The organism is Thalassospiraceae bacterium LMO-SO8, assembly GCA_031655335.1.
GTDB lineage: Bacteria > Pseudomonadota > Alphaproteobacteria > Rhodospirillales > Casp-alpha2 > UBA1479.
On the sequence record CP134226.1, the window covers coordinates 926,676 to 941,888 of the forward strand.

General features: G+C 63.1%; 17 protein-coding genes and 1 tRNA gene. 11 read left to right on the forward strand and 7 right to left on the reverse strand.

Translation table 11 applies throughout. From position 1 onward, the window contains the following. Positions 1 to 139: 139 nt before the first annotated feature. Positions 140 to 1,039, reverse strand: coding sequence for a uracil-DNA glycosylase (locus RJ527_04490; protein WND77008.1), 900 nt, complete (start codon positions 1,037 to 1,039; stop codon positions 140 to 142). 145 nt (positions 1,040 to 1,184) lie between these two features. Here RJ527_04490 and RJ527_04495 point away from each other — a divergent pair, with 145 nt between their 5' ends. From RJ527_04495 to RJ527_04505, 3 genes are all read left to right on the forward strand, one after another. Next, the gene (locus tag RJ527_04495) at positions 1,185 to 2,822 is read left to right on the forward strand and encodes an electron transfer flavoprotein-ubiquinone oxidoreductase (GenBank protein ID WND77009.1); all 1,638 of its coding nucleotides are present in this window, start codon (positions 1,185 to 1,187) and stop codon (positions 2,820 to 2,822) included. Between the two features lie 194 nt (positions 2,823 to 3,016). After that, positions 3,017 to 3,223, forward strand: a complete 207-nt coding sequence (locus tag RJ527_04500) for a hypothetical protein (GenBank protein ID WND77010.1) — start codon at positions 3,017 to 3,019, stop codon at positions 3,221 to 3,223. Positions 3,224 to 3,494: 271 nt separating this feature from the next. Then, positions 3,495 to 4,616 (forward strand): hypothetical protein, encoded by a 1,122-nt coding sequence (locus tag RJ527_04505; GenBank protein ID WND77011.1) that lies wholly within the window; start codon positions 3,495 to 3,497, stop codon positions 4,614 to 4,616. Positions 4,617 to 4,727: 111 nt separating this feature from the next. Here the strand turns inward: RJ527_04505 and sthA are convergent, their stop codons facing one another. The 4 genes from sthA to RJ527_04525 form a co-directional block, all read right to left on the reverse strand. Then, complete coding sequence (gene sthA, locus RJ527_04510) at positions 4,728 to 6,131, reverse strand: Si-specific NAD(P)(+) transhydrogenase (GenBank protein WND77012.1); 1,404 nt, start codon at positions 6,129 to 6,131, stop codon at positions 4,728 to 4,730. A 102-nt stretch (positions 6,132 to 6,233) separates the two neighbouring features. Continuing rightward, positions 6,234 to 6,959: a sulfite exporter TauE/SafE family protein gene (locus RJ527_04515; protein ID WND77013.1), complete on the reverse strand. Its 726-nt coding sequence runs from the start codon at positions 6,957 to 6,959 to the stop codon at positions 6,234 to 6,236. A 199-nt stretch (positions 6,960 to 7,158) separates the two neighbouring features. Further along, positions 7,159 to 7,362 carry a cold-shock protein gene (locus RJ527_04520; GenBank protein ID WND77014.1) on the reverse strand — a complete coding sequence of 68 codons (204 nt, stop codon included), beginning with the start codon at positions 7,360 to 7,362 and terminating at the stop codon, positions 7,159 to 7,161. A 210-nt stretch (positions 7,363 to 7,572) separates the two neighbouring features. Continuing rightward, positions 7,573 to 7,824 (reverse strand): hypothetical protein, encoded by a 252-nt coding sequence (locus RJ527_04525; GenBank protein ID WND77015.1) that lies wholly within the window; start codon positions 7,822 to 7,824, stop codon positions 7,573 to 7,575. A 149-nt stretch (positions 7,825 to 7,973) separates the two neighbouring features. On the opposite strand from RJ527_04525, the gene RJ527_04530 reads away from it, so the two are divergent. The 8 genes from RJ527_04530 (at position 7,974) to RJ527_04565 (ending at position 14,280) form a co-directional block, all read left to right on the forward strand. Then, positions 7,974 to 9,671: a tetratricopeptide repeat protein gene (locus RJ527_04530; GenBank protein WND77016.1), complete on the forward strand. Its 1,698-nt coding sequence runs from the start codon at positions 7,974 to 7,976 to the stop codon at positions 9,669 to 9,671. Beyond that, positions 9,672 to 10,562: a 4-(cytidine 5'-diphospho)-2-C-methyl-D-erythritol kinase gene (locus tag RJ527_04535; GenBank protein ID WND77017.1), complete on the forward strand. Its 891-nt coding sequence runs from the start codon at positions 9,672 to 9,674 to the stop codon at positions 10,560 to 10,562. Positions 10,563 to 10,662: 100 nt separating this feature from the next. Next, positions 10,663 to 10,739: transfer RNA gene (locus RJ527_04540), tRNA-Gln, on the forward strand. 405 nt (positions 10,740 to 11,144) lie between these two features. Continuing rightward, positions 11,145 to 11,870 (forward strand): hypothetical protein, encoded by a 726-nt coding sequence (locus RJ527_04545; protein ID WND77018.1) that lies wholly within the window; start codon positions 11,145 to 11,147, stop codon positions 11,868 to 11,870. A gap of 362 nt (positions 11,871 to 12,232) precedes the next feature. Further along, the gene (locus tag RJ527_04550; GenBank protein ID WND77019.1) at positions 12,233 to 12,631 is read left to right on the forward strand and encodes a hypothetical protein; all 399 of its coding nucleotides are present in this window, start codon (positions 12,233 to 12,235) and stop codon (positions 12,629 to 12,631) included. A 2-nt stretch (positions 12,632 to 12,633) separates the two neighbouring features. Next, positions 12,634 to 12,873 (forward strand): hypothetical protein, encoded by a 240-nt coding sequence (locus RJ527_04555; protein ID WND77020.1) that lies wholly within the window; start codon positions 12,634 to 12,636, stop codon positions 12,871 to 12,873. A 20-nt stretch (positions 12,874 to 12,893) separates the two neighbouring features. Beyond that, complete coding sequence (locus tag RJ527_04560; protein ID WND77021.1) at positions 12,894 to 13,196, forward strand: hypothetical protein; 303 nt, start codon at positions 12,894 to 12,896, stop codon at positions 13,194 to 13,196. A 358-nt stretch (positions 13,197 to 13,554) separates the two neighbouring features. Beyond that, the gene (locus RJ527_04565) at positions 13,555 to 14,280 is read left to right on the forward strand and encodes a hypothetical protein (GenBank protein WND77022.1); all 726 of its coding nucleotides are present in this window, start codon (positions 13,555 to 13,557) and stop codon (positions 14,278 to 14,280) included. 87 nt (positions 14,281 to 14,367) lie between these two features. Here RJ527_04565 and RJ527_04570 read toward each other — a convergent pair whose 3' ends face one another. Then, the gene (locus RJ527_04570; protein ID WND77023.1) at positions 14,368 to 14,805 is read right to left on the reverse strand and encodes a hypothetical protein; all 438 of its coding nucleotides are present in this window, start codon (positions 14,803 to 14,805) and stop codon (positions 14,368 to 14,370) included. A 50-nt stretch (positions 14,806 to 14,855) separates the two neighbouring features. Continuing rightward, positions 14,856 to 15,209: a Rap1a/Tai family immunity protein gene (locus RJ527_04575; GenBank protein ID WND77024.1), complete on the reverse strand. Its 354-nt coding sequence runs from the start codon at positions 15,207 to 15,209 to the stop codon at positions 14,856 to 14,858. Positions 15,210 to 15,213 lie beyond the last annotated feature (4 nt).

Sequence of the window (15,213 nt, forward strand, 5' to 3'; positions counted from 1 at the left end):
AACGCCCCCGCCGGCATCCAAGTTCAGGCCTTGGCGCCGCCCCGTGACAATCTGCATTGTCCCACATTTTGTGGGGCCATGAAAGCATGACCACACATCTTGAAATTATGGTTAACGCAAGGACGTCATGCCGCCCGGTTCAACCGCCGCCGAGGTCCGCGATTTTTTGTTTCAGCATCAACAGATCGCGCCAGGCGTCCCGCTTCATGGCCGGCGAGCGCAGCAGATAGGCCGGATGGTACAGCGCCATGGCCGGGATCGGGCCCGCCATCTTGGGCGTGGCGTAGTCGAACCACTTGCCGCGCAGCCGCGTGATGCCCTGGGTCTGGGCCAACAGGGTCTTGGCCGAGGGGCCGCCGACGCAGACCACCACGCGGGGGCCGACGATCTCGATCAGGCGTTCGACGAAGGGCAGGCAGATCGCCGCTTCCGACGGCGTCGGCGTGCGGTTGCCGGGCGGCCGCCAGAACACGGTGTTGGAAATCAGCACCGCCCCCTCCTCGTCCGCGCCGTGGCGGTCGAGGCCGATGGAGGCCAGCATGGCATCGAGCAATTTGCCCGAGGGCCCCACGAAGGGCAGGCCCTGGCGGTCTTCCTCGGCCCCCGGGGCCTCGCCGACCAGGAGCACCCGGGCCTTGGGGTTGCCGTCGAAAAAGCACAGGTTGGACGCCGTGGTCTTGAGCGCGCAGCCATCGAACCCTTCGAGCGCCGCCCGCAATTCGTCCAGGGTCTCGGCCTTGGCCGCCTGGGCGACCGCGTCCTTGACCGCCGCCTGGTCGGACACCTGGGCCGGGGCCGACGGCCTGGTCAGCGGCCCGCGCGCCGGGGACGCCACGCCGCGTGCCGGGCCGGGCGACATGGGCCCGTCGCTCAACCCCGGCCGGACGGCCGCTGGCGCCGCGGCCTTGGCGGCCAGCATCCGCGCCTGCTCGGCGAAGCGGTCCTGGGGGGCGTCGGCGATGGCTTCGTCGACACCGGCCTCCAGATACCACTGCAACAGCGCCTTCAAGGCGACGGGATCGGTTGCGGTCTGGGTCATGGCGAAAGCCTACCACAAGCTTGCGGGCGCGTTATCCCCTTTGAATCCACAAGGCGAGTTGCAGCGGACGCCCAAGGAATGCCATAACCAGCGTTCGCAGACGCACATTGCGAGCAACATCAATTAAGACGCGAGGACGACGAGGATGGAACGGGAATCCATGGAATTCGATGTGGTGATCGTGGGCGCGGGGCCGTCGGGCCTGGCCGCCGCCATCCGCATCTGTCAGCTGGACCCGGAGGTTTCCGTCTGCGTCGTCGAGAAAGGCTCCGAGGTCGGCGCCCATATCCTGTCCGGCGCGGTGCTGGAGCCACGGGCCCTGAACGAGCTGATCCCCGACTGGAAGGAAAAGGGCGCGCCGCTGAACACGCCGGCCGGCAAGGACAAGTTCATGCTGCTGGGCCCGGCGGGGGCGCTGCGCCTGCCGACGCCGCCGCAGATGAAGAACCACGGCAATTACATCGTCTCCCTCGGCCTTGTCTGCCGCTGGCTGGGTGAACAGGCGGAAGCCCTGGGCGCCGAGGTTTATCCCGGCTTCGCCGCCGCCGAGGTGCTGTATCACGACGACGGCACGGTGAAGGGCATCGCCACGGGCGACATGGGCCTGATGCGGGACGGCACCCCCGGCCCCAACCACCAGCCGGGCATGGAACTGCACGCCAAGTACACCCTGTTCGCCGAGGGCTGCCGGGGGCATCTGACCAAGACGCTCGAACAGAAATTCGATCTGCGGTCCAAGGGCCCGGAAGGCACGCCCGCCGACCCGCAGACCTACGGCATCGGCCTGAAGGAGCTGTGGGAGGTCAAACCCGAGAACCACAGGCCCGGCGAGATCCTGCACACCATCGGCTGGCCGCTGGATTCCAAGACCTACGGCGGCTCGTTCCTCTATCACCTGGAAAACAACCAGGTGGCGCTCGGCTTCGTGGTCGGCCTGGACTACCAGAACCCCTACCTCTCGCCCTATGACGAATTGCAGCGCTACAAGACCCATCCGTCGATCGCGCCGATCCTGGAAGGCGGCCGGCGTATTTCCTACGGGGCCCGCGCGCTCAACGAAGGCGGCTATCAGTCCGTGCCGGGGCTGAGCTTTCCCGGCGGCTGCCTGATCGGCTGCACCGCGGGCTTCCTCAACACGCCCAAGATCAAGGGCAGCCACACGGCCATGAAGACGGGCATGCTGGCCGCCGAGGCGGTGGTCGCGGCGCTCAAGTCCGGCGCCAATCCGGCCGACGGCCTGCCGGCCTATACCCAGGCGGTGCGGGACAGCTGGGTGTGGAAGGAACTGTACAAGGCGCGCAACATGCGGCCCAACTTCCACTGGGGCATGTGGGCCGGCCTGATCCTGGGCGCCATCGACACCTTCCTGTTCTTCGGCCACGCGCCCTGGACCCTGAAGAACCGGGCGGATCATTCGGCGCTGAAGAAGGCGAAGGACTGCAAGCCCATCGACTATCCGAAGCCCGACGGCAAACTGACGTTCGACAAGCTGTCGTCCGTGCAGCTGGCCGGCACCTTCCACGAGGAAGAACAGCCCTGCCATCTGACGCTCAAGGACGACGCCGTGCCCATGGCCGTCAACTGGGCCGAATACGCCGGGCCCGAGGCCCGGTTCTGCCCCGCCGGGGTGTATGAGTATGTCGAGGTCGACGGCAAGACGCAGTTCCAGATCAACGGCCAGAACTGCATCCACTGCAAGACCTGCGACATCAAGGACCCGACCCAGAACATCAACTGGGTCACCCCCCAGGGCGGCGAAGGGCCGAACTACCCGAACATGTAGGCCGCAAAAGCCGCCGGTCCCGCACCACCACCGACCCGCGTTATGTGACCCGGGTCACTGCCGCCGCCGTCGCGGCGGCGTACATAGCTCTACAGAGCAAGCCCCTCCTAAAATCCGGCCCAGACCGGACCCGATATGGCGCTGATGCACCGACTGGGAAGAAGGGCTGTCCACGAGATGGATGAGATCGGTACATGCCTATGTTTGAATTTGAAATCTATAACAGCGACGTTCTCGACGCCCTGAAAGCCGGCGGCCGCCATAAGGTATTCAAGGACGAATGGGCGGACACCCATTTCATCGAGTTCTCGGGCACTGACGAGACCGACGCCCGCCGCCGCGCGGAACGCCGCTATCCGGCCAGCCAGGGCTTCGTCATCGCCGGGGTCAAGGAAGTCTGACCCGCCGCCCCCGGCCCAGCCCTGCCGGTTGTTTTACGCAAATTTAGATTTGGAGCCTCGTGACGGGCTGTTGGCGCATGTCTGCTTCTAGCCAGGAGGGGACTTGCCATCGCATAAATTGCCAAGTTGCCAACGCGTTGCGGACGTTCGCGACGTCCGCTGTTAGAATTGCCGATATTATCGGTCCCGTGTGACTGTTGATCCTGTGGCAATCGGGAGTGAGCTCCAGAACGTTCCTCAACAATCGGATTTTCGGGATAAACTTTGGTCGATGACAGAGCCTGAGCCCACAGCCCTGACAGAGGATGACCTAGCGAAACGGCGCGTTCCGTGCCTTATCGCCTATCTCCATCCGTTCCGCATAATCGAAAGCGACGCCCTCTCCCCATGGAACGTCACGATTGAACAAGTGAACCGCCAATCTTGGGACTATGCAGCTCTGCACGAGATCGCTGGCGGGATAGATGTTGGCCTACCTGCTCCCTATCACCTCGTACTGGCGCGGGATGGTGCACTGGCACTACCGCCAATAAAAGATCTCTGGCCCGATCAAGCCGCTGTTGAATTCTTTAATCGGTGCTTGGCCGGCCTCCTCATCGGCGGCATTTATTGTGAGGCTATTACGCCCGATGGCCTCGACACGGGCTCAATCATCGACTGGCGATACGTACGCAGTCACAAGTCCGGTCCGGCAGCCCCAAACCGATTTCACGAACAGATCCGATACGGTCATGCCAGCACCTTGGAAGCCATCGCGCTGCATCGCCCGCGCACAATTTCTATGACCATTCTGACGGCCGCGATGAAGACCGGGCTCGATGTGCTGGGTCGAGTGAGCAGCATGCGCGGAGAGTACCTCTTGAAGGGCGCAACGGGGATAGCTCGGAGAGACTGGGGCGCTGCGCTCGCAAACCTTTGGATTGTCGCGGAACAGCTCACGTCAGAGCTTTGGTCGAGGGAAGTTGTAAACCCCACGCTTTCCGAGGATCCTAGCAAATCACGACGGGACCAGCTTGGCGACACTCGAACGTGGACCGCATCGGCACGCATTGAACTGCTTTTCCAAAAGCGACTGCTGACGTTGGACACCTTCAAGGCGCTAAGCGTTGCGAGGAAGGCTCGCAATGACCTCTCTCATGAGGGCAAGCACCCCTCAGAGGATGACGCTCGAAGTGCCTACGAGGGCGTCTGCGGGCTCCTGTCTGTCGCATTGACCGGAGAACGTCCACCCTTACTCGACCTCGACCTTGCCGATCACGCCCTCTCCGATCCATTTGCTCCGCCGGAGCCCTTAAAGGGCGCCCCTGAGTTCTGGATGGAGATACCCAAGCTACCGGGCGAACTGGAATTGGAAAAGGCCGAGGCATCGTTGCGGGCGCGAAAGCGTCAGTAGTGATGATCTTCGTGTGTGCGGTATCCACCCTACGACGACATTCCGCCCGGCGACTTAAACGCCCGCTCTGGGTCAAAAGCCGACCTAACCCGTTCCCCCCCAGCGCCCTGCTCACCCGATCCGATTGATCCCGTCGAAGGCCGCCGTCTTGTAGCATTCGGCGAAGGTCGGGTAGTTGAACACCGTGTCGATCAGGTAGTCCATGGTGCCGCCCAGCGACATCACCGCCTGGCCGATGTGGATCATCTCGCACGCCCCGTCGCCGATGATGTGCACCCCCAGAAGTTTCCGCGACTGCGGATCGAACAAGAGTTTCAGCAGGCCCGCCTGATCGCCGACGATCTGGCCGCGGGCGATTTCCTTGTAGGCGGCGCGGCCGACCTCGTAGGGGATTTCCGCCTCGGTCAGTTCCTGTTCGTTCTTCCCGACCACGGAAATTTCCGGGATCGTGTAGATGCCGTAGGGCAGCAGGTCGGGGAAGCTGCGCGCCTGGACGCCGAAGGCATGGCAGGCGGCGAGGCGGCCCTGCTCCATGGAAGTTGAGGCGAGCGAAGGAAAGCCGATGACGTCGCCGACCGCGTAGATGTGATCGACCCCGGTCTGGTAGTTGGCGTTGACGGCGATACGCCCGCGGCTGTCGGCGGCGACGCCGGCCGCGTCCAGGTTGAGGTTGTCCGTCGCGCCGGTGCGGCCGATGGAATAGAGCACGGTCTCGCAATTGATGTGCTTGCCGCTTTTCAGCGCGATATGAACCTTCTGGCCCTGGTCGCCGTCGACCAGGTCGATGCCCGAGACTTCCTCGCCCATGCGCAGGGTCACCCGTTCCTGGCGCATCAGGTGGACCAGGGTGTCGATGATTTCCTCGTCCACGAAGGGCAGGATGCGGAGCCGCTTGTCGATCACCGTGACACGGACGCCCAGCGTCGCGAAGATGGTCGCGTATTCGATGCCGATGACCCCGGCGCCGATCACGGTCAGGCTTTTCGGCAGGGTCTCGAGCTCAAGAATATCGTCCGAGGTGAAGATGTGTTTGCCGTCGAAGGCGATGTTGTCGTCGCGCGTGGTCGTCGTGCCGACGGCGATGGCGACCTTTTCGGCCGTGACCTGGGACGGCGGGCCACCGGCGCAGGGGGTCAGTTCGATGCGATGCGGGTCGAGGAACGCGGCCGTGGCCTCGATGATCTTGATGCCGTTGCGCTGCATCTGGTGACGGGTCACGTCGATGCCGATCTGGCGCACATGGTCGGCGCGGCCCAGCAGGTCGGCCATGGTGACTTCCTGCTTCACCTTGTAGGACGAGCCGTAGACGCTGCGTTCGTTGTAGCCGGAAAAATGCATGGTCGCGGCGCGCAGCGTCTTCGACGGGATCGTGCCGGTGTTAAGGCAAACCCCGCCGACCACGGTCTGACGTTCAGCCAGCGCCACCCGCTTGCCCAGCTTGGCCGCCTGCACCGCCGCGCGCTGGCCCGCCGGGCCGGAGCCGATGACGAACAGGTCGTAGTCGTAGCCGCTCATGAAATCCCCCGAGGCAGACATCCACGAAATGCAGGTTAAGTGGCGGGAACCCCTTGAGTCCATTGGATTTCGTGGCTTGCGCATCCTGAGATGCGCGGGATGCTATTTAATCGCCGTCCACAGCAGCGCCAGACCGGAGCAGAACAGCATGACATCCATCACGTATTCGAAGGTCTTCAGGCTGAGATGCGCCATCACCCGCTTGCCCAGATAGGCGCCGACCATCATCGATCCGCCGACGATCAGCCCCTGCACGATCATCGGCCCCGGCAGGGCCCCTGCCTGCTGGAACGTCGCGACCTTGGCGACCATCAATGCCAGGGATGCCGCCGCCTCCGTCGAAATAAGCGCCCCCTTGGTCAGGCCGACCGCGAGAAACGCCGGAATGCTGAGCGGCCCGGTCGACAGCACGATGCCGCTGAGATAGCCGATCACCCCGCCAATAACGGCCAACTGCCAATAGCGGATGCGGATATCGCGGGCCTGCATCCAGCGCCGCCCGGGAATCATCAACAGGAAGAATCCGCCCAGCACCACTTCGACCACCGCCGGCGGCAACACCAGCAGGGTCCGCGCCCCCAGGGCCGCCCCCGGCACGCCGAGCACGGCATAGGCCCAGAAGGCCCGCCAATCGACCTCGCGCCACCAGGCCACGGCCTTGCCGATGTTGCCCAGCACGGCGGCGATGGCCATGATCGGCACCGCCTGCTGCGGGCCGAACTGATAGACCAGGATCGGCATCAGCACGATGGAGCCGCCGGTGCCGACGACGCCGCTGAGCGTTCCCGCGGCGACACCCGCCAGCAGCAAGAAGATATAGCCGGTCAATCGATGGTCCCCCGCCGTCCCCTGAATTCGGGCCGGATGGTAACCGACGGACGGCTGTCACAAAAATGCAAAGAACGGGCAGCGCGCGGTTTCCGCGAAATCGGCCGCAAAAGGAAAGGGTCATCCCCCTTGCGGAGGATGACCCTGGAACCGTACTTCAACCCAGTTGAAGCTTGGATCTAGTCTGGATCCTTTCGGATCAAGCTTCCTGCAGGTTCACGGCCTTGGGGCCGCGGGCTTCGTTCTGGACTTCGAAGCTCACCTTCTGGCCTTCGGCCAGACCGGACATGCCGGACTGTTCGACAGCGGTGATGTGGACGAAAACGTCCTTCGAGCCATCTTCCGGCGTGATGAAGCCGTAGCCCTTCTGCTGGTTGAAGAATTTAACCGTTCCAGTGGTCATGTACTTACAGTCCTGTACTAGTTGCCGGGCGGATGGCGCCACGACATGGTGAGATACCGGAACAGCAACCGCGCTTTCCGGGTGATCGACGCTTCCTGGGGCTGGTGGGGTTTTTGGATCCGAAGGGTCCGGTCACCGCCTGCCAAAACCGGCTGGGGCATAATCACGTCAGGATTCGTACTTTCGAACGCTCTTAAACACAAGCGAATTTTAACCGTTAACCGCGGCGGACAGCCATTTAACGGCCAATTCGGCGGCACTTCGCGCGGTGCCTTCGTCGGCGAAAACGCGTTCCCCGAAACCGGCGGCGCCGGACCAGCCGCGGGGGTCTTCCGGGTCGCGGCGGTACTCCTCGAAGCCATGAGTGCCGTCGGCGCGGCGGAACAGATCGACGCAGCGCGTGCCGTCGCCGTTTTCCAGGGACGCAAGAACCAGGGGCCGGATGGATCGGGGATCGGTCATGGGCTTATTATGCGCGACTGCCCTTTTTTCGCCAAAGGATACAGCGACAAGGTATAAGGCCGCGAGATATGGCGGCCCGGACCGGTGTCGGCTAGACTGATTTCCGGTTACCGCCCGTCCCCATTTGATCCCGAGGTTCGAGACCGCCCGTGACCCCATCCCGCCGCCTTCGCCGTTCCCTTGCCGCCGGCGTGATCTGCGCCGCCGCCCTGGCCGTCTCAACCGGCGCCGCGAACGCCAAGCCGGACGCCAAGGAGGCCTTAAGCGCCAACACCTTCATCGGCAACTATCTCGCCGGCCGCCAGGCCCAGCGCGAGGGCGACCTGGGCGCCGCCGCCGAGTTCTACGGCGCCGCCCTGATCCAGCGCCCGGCCACCCCCGGCCTGCTGCGTCAGACCTTCATCGTCAACCTGATCGAAGGCCGCGTGGCGACGGCCGTCACCCTGGCCCGCGACTATCTGAAGGAAGACCCGGACCAGACCATCGCCCAGTTGGCCGTCGCCGTCGATCACATGAAGTACAAGCGCTTCAAGGACGCGCAAGCGTTGTTGAGCAAACTGCCGGATGAAGGGCTTTCCGTGTTCACCAAGCCGCTTCTCATCGCCTGGTGCCTGTACGGCCAAGGCAAGGCCGAGGACGCGCTGGCCGCCCTGAAGCCGCTGGAGGACAAGAAGGGGATCGAGAACCTGGTGGAAATCCACGAGGCGCTGATCCTGCAACTGACCGGCAAGACCGAGGACGCGGCCAAGCTTTTGACCGGCGTCATCGAGCGGCAATCGCCGCCGTCATCCCGCGTCACCCATCTTCTCGGCGCGCTTCTGGAACGCGCCGGCGACACCGAGCGGGCCAAGGCGATCTATAACCTCTATCTCGGCGAACATCCCGTTTCGCGGCTCATGGACACGGCCATGACACGCATGGAGGCGGGCAAGAAACCGCCGCTCGCCATCAAGAACGCCCGCGATGGCGCTGCCGAGGCGCTGTACGACATCGGCTCGTCCCTGCGCCGGCAGAACGCGCATGAAACCGCCATTGCTTTGATTCAGCTGTCGCTTTACCTGAAACCCGATTTCCCCGTGGCGCGCTTCATCCTGGCCGACATCCTACAGTCGGACCAGCGCCTGGAACAGGCGGTGAAGGAATACGACGGCGTGGATGGGGCCTCGCCCTACGGCTGGAGCGCCCAACTCCAGGCCGCCGCCCTGCTGGGCGACCTGGGCCGCTCCGACGCGGCGGTCAAGCGCCTGGACAAACTGGCCAAGCTGCGCCCCGACCTGCCGGACCCGCATCTGCATTTGGGCGATGTCTACCGGCGCATGGAAAAGTATCCGCAGGCGGCCAAGGCCTATTCGGCGGCGATCGAGCGCGTGAAGACCCCGCAGACCCATCACTGGAGCCTGTATTACGCGCGCGGCATCGCTTTCGAGCGGGCCAAGCGGTGGAAGGATTCGGAAAAGGACCTGCTGAAGGCGCTCGACCTGCGCCCGGACCAGCCTTATGTGCTGAACTATCTGGGCTATACCTGGATCGACCAGGGCGAACAACTCGACCGCGCCACGGACATGATCAAGAAGGCCGTGTCGCTGGCCCCCAACGACGGCTTCATCGCCGACAGTCTGGGCTGGGCCTATTACCGCCAGAACCAATACGACAAGGCGGTGGTCGAACTGGAACGCGCCGTGGAACTGCGGCCTCAGGACCCGGTGATCAACGACCACCTGGGCGACGCCTACTGGAAGGTGGGGCGCAAGCTGGAAGCGCAATTCCAATGGAAACGCTCGCTCTCCCTCGCCCCGGACAAGGACCTGATCCCCAAGATTCAGGCCAAGCTGGACAAAGGTCTGTAGGTGGCTGACGCCATCGTTAGCGTCGCGGCGCCGGCCAAGCTGAACCTGTACCTGCATGTCACGGGGCGGCGGGACGACGGCTATCACCTGCTCGACAGTCTGATCGCCTTCGCCGACGTGGGCGACGAGATCAAGGCACGGGCCGCCGCCGACGGCTCGCTGACCCTGACCGTGCGCGGCCCCTTCGCCAAGGACCTGGCCGACGAAACCGATAACCTCGTGCTGCGCACGGCCAGGCGCCTGCGCGAGGCGGCGGGGATCGACGCCGGCGCCCATCTGGTTCTGGAAAAGCGCCTGCCCGTGGCGTCGGGCATCGGCGGCGGATCGGCCGACGCGGCGGCGGCGCTGAAGGCGTTGTGCCGCCTGTGGGGCGTCGAGATGGCGGACGCCGAGATGCGCGCCCTGGCCCTGGAGCTGGGGGCCGACGTCCCCGTGTGCTGGGTCGGGAAACCCGCCTTTATCGGCGGCATCGGCGACGAGATCACGGCCGCCCCGCCCCTGCCCGCGGCCCCTTTGATCCTGGTCAACGCCAAGGTGCCGGTCTCGACCCCGGCCGTGTTCAAGGCCCGGACCGGCGGCTTTCAGGGCCCGGACCGATTCCGGGAAACACCCATCGACGCGGCTCATCTGGCCTATCTTCTGAAGGCCCGCAGCAACGGTTTGACCGAGGCCGCCTGCGCCTTTTGCCCGCCCGTGGCCAAGGTACTGGCCGCTCTCGACGCGACGGAGGCACCGCTTCTGACGCGCATGTCCGGGTCGGGCGGGACCTGCTTCGCGCTGTACGAAACGACGGAGGCGGCGCTTGCCGCCGCCGCACGGCTTTATGACGCGGAACCGGACTGGTGGGTCGCCGTCGGCCGCCTGGCGCCGCCCGCCGACGGGCTGAACTGAGCCGAACTCACCGTCGTTTCAGCCCCCCGCATCCCTTGCCCAGGGCCAACAGATGGTCTAAGAAGTCGGCCCGTCCCTGTAGGGACGGACACCCGGCGATTGGGGCGTGGTGAAGTGGCTTAACACACCGGTTTTTGGTACCGGCATTCCCAGGTTCGAATCCTGGCGCCCCAGCCATTTTTCTGACAAGCAATTCAATAGCTTATGTTGTCGGAAACATTTTAGTTTGTCCAATCACAGCTTAGATTGTCCAAATGACAATTTAACTTGTCCGCTTCCGCACCAAAATTCCTTCATATAGAAAACGGTAGAAAGCGCCGGAGGCGTCCGGATTTTCCGTCGATTTTTTTTGCCTTCCAACCGTTTCCCGGAAATTTAGAAGCCGAGCAATGCTAAATCCGTTCCGGATTTGTCCGCGCTTGAAATCGGGCGCCGCATCCAGTATCTAAGGCGCAAGCGACAACCATACCTCACATAGCCGCGGCCACCCGCGGACATCAAAGCGCGACAGCGAAGCTGGCCCGCGCTTTTTGTGCTTGTCGTTTGCTCTCAAAAACCCAAATCAATCGGGAGGCAGAAGTCATGCGCAATGACATTGCCAAAGTCATCGTCGAGCGCCCACGCCAGGGCGGTCACGGCGCGCGCAAGGGGCGCGCCTTGCGTAACCTCGAACTGGCGCGGAACGTGGTCGGCATGAAGCGTGCGGCGTCCGAGTCCGGCGACCGTAAGACGCTCAACGAGAACCTCGCACCGCTCCGGCGTTATTTCGGCCGTCAGGTCGGGCGCCCCTGGAACAAGGTGTGGTCGGAGGTCTGCGCCAACCTCCGGGTCACATCGACCGTGCAACAACATGTCCGCGACCACATTTGCGACTTCGTCGCACACGAAGGTGTTTCGCGGCGCGACGGCCAAGTGTACGTGCACTCGTACTGGGGCGGCAAAAGACCACTGGAAAACTCCATATTTGAGTTCTGGGTCGACCCGGCAACCGGGATCCTTCGCCGAAACAAGAGACAGCAAACCTACCGCATGAAGCAGAAGGCGCGCCAAGCAGCATGGGTCGCGGAATTGCGCAAACGGATGGTCGAACGCGACACCTGGCATCAGTTCCACCTTTTGGACGATGGCGCTTGGTGGGAAGTTGCGCTGGAACAGGAACCCCCGAAACCGCCGGTAGTCGATGTTGTCTTGAGCGCGGGTTTGTCCGCCCTCTCGCCTGGGCGACTGTACGGCCGTTCAGGCGTCTACGCCGTCGGCAAGCGGCAGCTTTCAAAGAAAGAGATCAAACGCCTGAAGCTACCTCGCTAGTCCAGAGCCTGAGGCGCGATAAGTTAGGCTTCAACAAGGTTCTGCATTTGGACGAATAGCGGACTAATGAACTTTGACCTTCCCCTGTCTGCAATTGACCCTACGCGGACACATCCGTCGGGCGTCCCCAGGCCCGCAATCGCTGTTACGATGGCGCTTCGAACGAAGACCGTTCCCTTCGTCCCGCGCATGGACGACAATGCCCGGGCGAGCCAGGGAGGACAACAAGGGTGCGGACCGTTCGGATCGATGGCGTCCGGCGCGGCGGCAGAGCGACAACGGTTCTTGCTTGGGGACTGTTTCTCGCCGCAGCCGCATATGTCGCGACGGTTCCCGGTCAAGGTAAGTTTCAATCCGTTCCGGTGATTGCTGTTGTCGCCGGGTTGCTGGCCCTGGCCATCGCGGCTTCCGTGAACGCCTGGGCGATCGCGCGCGGGCGCGGGGGCCTGTCGATTGAGCCTGACGGGCTTCGGTGCTTCACCTGGTGGGGCGGGGCGCGGTTCCATCCGTGGGATGCTATCGAGCGGTTCGACGTTCTGTTCGTCGATCCCAACGACGGCCAGTCCAGGGAACAGGTGGGGTTCTTCCGGAAATCGGATAACGCCCCCGGCCGGTTCGTGCCATTTTCCGGTGCGCTGGACCTTCCGAACCGCGATGCGGTCGCCATCCTGGAGCATGTGCGGCAACTGCCGCCGGAAGCCCGCGCGGCCTTGCCCGACAACCTGGAGACCCTGCGTGCCCAGGCGCGGGCGGCGGCCTGAGCTTGCGCGCATTCTTTGCCATTGTCGCCGTCCTGTTCGCGGCACTACCGGGCGCCTGCGCCATGTCGGCGGTCGATGCGCCCCACGGCACACCGTCATGGCGCGAGGGCTGGGCCGACGGGTGCAACTTCGCGCGCGGGATGTCCGGCTGGGGCACGGGCTGGACCGTCGATGTCACACGCCGCCAGTCGGACGCCGACTATGCGGCGGGGCTCAACGCCGGGGCGCGGTATTGCGGATAATGATGTAAAAGGAACGGACAATGCACAGACATTCGATCCTAGTCGCCACCTCCGGCGCGCTTCTTCTCCTTGCGGCCTCCGTCGCCGATGTCGACGCAGGCAGCGGCGGCACGGACGATCCTCTGGCCGTCCTGAAACGCATCTACGTCCTGCCGAATCCCTATTTCGACGCCTTCCATGACCGGGAAGAGCGTCCAAAGTTCTATACCCGCCGCATTCATGAACAGGCCCTCAGGATGGAGGCCTGCGTCTACCGCCAGTTCAAGATGGAGCATCTGGACTACGACTTCATCGTGCCGGGCCAGGTGTCGGAAACATCTTAGTTTGTCCAATCACAGCTTAGATTGTCCAAATGACAATTTAACTTGTCCGCTTCCGCACCAAAATTCCTTCATATAGAACACGATAGAAAGCGCCGGAGATGTCCGGATCTTCCGTCGAGGTTTTTTTGCCTTCCGACCGATGCCCGGAAATTTAGAAACCGAGCAATGCTAAATCCGCTCCGGATTTGTACGCGCTTGAAATCGGGCGCCGCATCCAGTATCTAAGGCACAAGCGACAACCATACCTCACATAGCCGCGGCCACCCGCGGACATCGAAGCGCGACAGCGAAGCTGGCCCGCGCTTTTTGTGTTTGTCGTTTGCTCTCAAAAACTCAAATCAATCGGGAGGCAGAAGTCATGCGCAATGACATTGCCAAAGTCATCGTCGAGCGCCCACGCCAAGGCGGTCACGGCGCGCGCAAGGGGCGCGCCTCGCGTGACCTTGAACTTGCGCGGTACGCGGTCGGCATGAAGCGTGCAGCGTCCGAGTCCGGCGACCGCAAGATGCTCAACGAGAACCTCGCGCCGCTCCGGCGCTACTTTGGCCGCCAGGTCGGGCGCCCTTGGAACAAGGTGTGGTCGGAGGTCTGCGCCAACCTTCGTGTCACCTCGACCGTGCAACAGCATGTCCGCGATCACATCAGCGACTTCGTCGCGTACGAAGGTGTTTCGCGGCGCAACGGCCAGGTGTACGTCCACTCGTACTGGGGCGGCGCAAGACCACTGGAAATCTCCTTGTTTGAGTTCTGGGTCGATCCGGCAACCGGGATCCTCCGCCGGAACAAGAGACAGCAAACCTACCGTATGAAGCAGAAGGCTCGCCAAGCAGCATGGATCTCGGAACTGGGCAAACGGATGGTCGAACGCGACGCCTGGCATCAGTTCCATCTTTTGGACGACGGAGCTTGGTGGGAAGTTGCGCTGGAACAGGAACCCCCGAAACCGCCGGTCGTCGACGTTGTCTTGAGCGCCGGGTTGTCCGCCCTCTCGCCGGGCCGACTGTACGGCCGTTCAGGCGTCTATGCGATCGGCAAACGGCAACTCTCTAAGAAAGAGATCAAACGCTTGAAGCTGTCCCGTTAACCAGCTAATGCGCCGCATGATCGAAGGGCGGGACAGAAACAGAACCATGGCAGCGCGAATTTCGGCGCCCCGACCTGTTGAATGATATTAGATCATTCGCTTAATCTCGACGTACTCGCCGCGAACGCGAAGCGTGACCGTAACGTCCTGGCGCCCGCGATTGCGCCAGAACCAGCCGTGGTTGCCGTCGAAAGCGGCCTCCAGGGTGCCGCTGTGGTTCTTAACCTTGCGGTCTTTCTTGTAGCTGATGTTCTTGCCGCCGCCGTCGCCGTGCAGGTCGTAGTTCACCGCGCCGTTTTTGACCGTCCACGAAAACTCCGCCTTTCCTCCCTTGGCCATGGTCAATTTGACCTCGGCCCCCTGGCCGGGCTTCAGCGTGATCGACACTTCATCCTTCCAGGCCGCTTCATTGCTTTGTGCCTGAGCCTGCCCGATTGCACCCGGGATACCGACATGGTGAGGCAGGGACAGGGCTGAGCCGATCAGCAGGGCCGCGGTCAGGCCGTGAAGAAGACGAGATTTCATGATTTAAGTTTCTCCGTTCGATAAAGGGCGCGGACAATGGATCCGCCAATCTAAGGACAGGGCCAACGCTGGGCATAGGCCCGCGCGAGGCTGACATGGGCTTCTTCTTCAGGGGGCGTCGGGTTCTTTTCAAGCCAGGCCATTCCAACGATCACCAAATAGACGGATGACGCATTCTCCGGAATACAGGCCCGCATGCCATGAATATCACCCGTTTTCAGTTTACCGCGAACATGGGCGATGAGCTTCTCGCATTTGTCGAACCGGCGGGACGCGTCATGATCTGCGCTCGTCACAAGGCATATCGATTCGAGTTGATCGACACCGATGCTTTCGGCTGCCTTCGCATCGGCGAAAGACACCATCATTGCGAAGACGATCCCGGCTCCGAGGTGTCGCAACATCGTC

Coding starts and splice junctions, on each gene's coding strand:
- RJ527_04495 (WND77009.1), top strand. CDS start 1,185: ATGGAACGGGAATCCATGGAATTCGATGTGGTGATCGTGGGCGCGGGG.
- RJ527_04500 (WND77010.1), top strand. CDS start 3,017: ATGCCTATGTTTGAATTTGAAATCTATAACAGCGACGTTCTCGACGCC.
- RJ527_04560 (WND77021.1), top strand. CDS start 12,894: ATGCACAGACATTCGATCCTAGTCGCCACCTCCGGCGCGCTTCTTCTC.
- RJ527_04520 (WND77014.1), bottom strand. CDS start 7,362: ATGACCACTGGAACGGTTAAATTCTTCAACCAGCAGAAGGGCTACGGC.
- RJ527_04565 (WND77022.1), top strand. CDS start 13,555: ATGCGCAATGACATTGCCAAAGTCATCGTCGAGCGCCCACGCCAAGGC.
- RJ527_04545 (WND77018.1), top strand. CDS start 11,145: ATGCGCAATGACATTGCCAAAGTCATCGTCGAGCGCCCACGCCAGGGC.
- RJ527_04505 (WND77011.1), top strand. CDS start 3,495: ATGACAGAGCCTGAGCCCACAGCCCTGACAGAGGATGACCTAGCGAAA.
- RJ527_04490 (WND77008.1), bottom strand. CDS start 1,039: ATGACCCAGACCGCAACCGATCCCGTCGCCTTGAAGGCGCTGTTGCAG.
- RJ527_04575 (WND77024.1), bottom strand. CDS start 15,209: ATGTTGCGACACCTCGGAGCCGGGATCGTCTTCGCAATGATGGTGTCT.
- RJ527_04570 (WND77023.1), bottom strand. CDS start 14,805: ATGAAATCTCGTCTTCTTCACGGCCTGACCGCGGCCCTGCTGATCGGC.
- sthA (WND77012.1), bottom strand. CDS start 6,131: ATGAGCGGCTACGACTACGACCTGTTCGTCATCGGCTCCGGCCCGGCG.
- RJ527_04525 (WND77015.1), bottom strand. CDS start 7,824: ATGACCGATCCCCGATCCATCCGGCCCCTGGTTCTTGCGTCCCTGGAA.